The sequence below is a fragment of the Paracoccus sp. (in: a-proteobacteria) genome, from assembly GCF_032007265.1.
Taxonomy (GTDB): domain Bacteria; phylum Pseudomonadota; class Alphaproteobacteria; order Rhodobacterales; family Rhodobacteraceae; genus Paracoccus.
Genome location: NZ_DALZMB010000086.1, coordinates 1 through 2,259 on the forward strand (window position 1 = coordinate 1; position 2,259 = coordinate 2,259).

1 protein-coding gene is annotated in these 2,259 nt (G+C 63.2%); it reads right to left on the reverse strand.

Going from position 1 to position 2,259, the window contains the following annotated elements:
• Positions 1-2,165 (reverse strand): phage tail protein (locus RTS12_RS15710; RefSeq protein WP_312530202.1); only part of this gene is annotated, 2,165 nt, incomplete at its 3' end.
• Positions 2,166-2,259 lie beyond the last annotated feature (94 nt).

The following is a 2,259-nucleotide window of genomic DNA, read 5'->3' on the forward strand; positions in this document are numbered from 1 at the left end:
TAATAGCGGGTGATCCCGCTACCGAGGCCGGTGTTCCGGCGGGTGATGGTGACGTTTGCTCCGACGTTTTCATCCCAGAGCAGGGTGGCTGTCAGCGGGCTGTTGCTGTCGCTGCCATAGATCAGCAACCTGCGTGCATCGCGGCTGTTGACCTGGAGCGCAGTCACGGCGATTTCGCCGGTCGCGGGGTTGGCGCTGACGACTTCTGGAGCCGGGATGGATTCAACTGGCCCCCTCGGCTCAATCATGGCCGACTGGATCCAGGCTGATGCGCCATAACTACCCCGCGCCCTGACGCGGACGGCGTAGCGGACTGGGGAACCGCCAATCGATGGCCATGGCAGAAAGGCGTAGTAAAGACCGGCCTCATCGGCAGCATCAGCGGCAACCTGCCCACCGGCATTCCACCGGTTCAGCTTCCAGGACACTGGGCCATCCCCGTCACCAGTCTGGACCTCGCGATAGGTCGCCCATTCCCAGTCATAGCCATAGGCCGAAGCCGAGGGTGATGCCGCCCAATAGGCCAAGATGGCTGGGACCGTAGTATCGCCTGAGACCTGAGCGGCCAGACTGCCGGTGACAATCGACACCGACGGCGGCGGCAGAACCTTTTGCGCGCCGCCGTCGAAATTGCCCGGCGTCACGTCCTGTTCCTCGGCGGCCGCATCCCATGCAGTGATGGCATCAGAGGTTTCCGACAGAACGATCGGCAGGCGCAGGGTGATCGATTCATCATCGTTCATCCCCGCCGCTGGCGCGATGCTCTGGACCTCATATTTCTGGTTCCAGGCCTCATAGGGCGCGGGCAGATTGAGGCGACAAATCGAGCCTGCGACCAGATCAAAGCCATCGGGAAAGATTTCCCCCGAAACCTGCCGTTGCATCCGCGAGCGCAGCACCGCGATCTTGGCGAGGCGCTGCGCCTGACGGTGATCGGTGACAAAGTCGAGATCCAGCATCAGTCGCTTCGCTGCACCGCCATCCTCAGCCTGCGCCCCCCCGACCACATAAGCCGGGGTTTCGGCACTTTCATAGGCGCGATCCGGGGCCGGAAAACGCGCAACGGCTTCCGTGTAGAGATCATCAGAGGACCGCCAGCGCACCAGATCGAGGGGCTGGCCATCCGTGAAATCCGTGATCGTTTTGACGCTGAGGCGTGTCGCGCATGGCACCATAGCCAGCTTTCCGCCGATCCGGGTCAGGCGCGACGCCCCGGCATCGAGCAGCGGCTGGATCTGGTCTTCCAGCTCGGCCCCGTCACCAAAGACCAAGATGCCATCGCAGCGATAGCGGGGCTGATAGCCACCCTCTTTGATTGCCACCGCCTGATCGGCCACATCGGCCGCCCAGCTAAAGGTATCGAGGCGCAGATAGGCGTTGGCATAGCGCCGGACCGGGTTATTGCGCAGCGCATCCAGAACGATCAGGCCCTGATTGCGGCTGTGCTTTTCCAACCCGTCGCGCGGATCGATGACCAGTGACCAGTTGCCGTCAACATTCAGCTCGGGCGGGCTGGTCGGCCAGCGTTCCTGCCGATCGTCATCATCACCACAATTGAGCCGCGCCCACAGGACCGTGCGCCCGCGCCAGGCATCGGAGGCGATGAAATAGCCCCCCGTCTCGGCCACGATCTGCGCCGGACAGGTCGTCTGCTCGCCGCGGCCTATCCAGTATTTGGTATGGCCTGAAAACGGCGCATTGGTCGCGGTCGCGCCGCCCGCCGTCGAGAAATCAAATTCATCGCCGGTCTTGTTGACCTTGCGCTTGTCGAACAGAACTGTGAACGGCCCGGCGCTCGGGCGGCTGTTCAGCAGATAGCAGACGTAGAGAATACGCCCGCGCACCACCCAGCCAACCGGCGTGCCCGGCGCCCAAGTCTTGCCATAGACAAAGCGGTATGCCGGGAGCGAGGTCGGCCTGGTCAGCTCTTGTCGCACCGCCTCACTCTTGGGCTTTTTGCCCAACAGAGCCTGCGCGATCATGCTCAGGCCAATCGAAGCCGCCATAGCCACGACGCCGGAGACGATGGCAAAGGCAGCGGTTCCGGCGGCCCCCGCACCAAAAATGGCTGTGGCCACCCACCCCCCGAGCGGCGCGGCCTCGGTGCGATCCGGCATGGCTACAAAGCCGATCAGCGCGGTCGAGATCAAAAGCAATTTACGCAAAGCACCAGCCCTTATGGGCGGATCGCAACAAGGCGAAACCGCGCAGTGATTTCCCGGCCCACAAGCCCGGCTCGATACAGATCAGGAGAGAGGC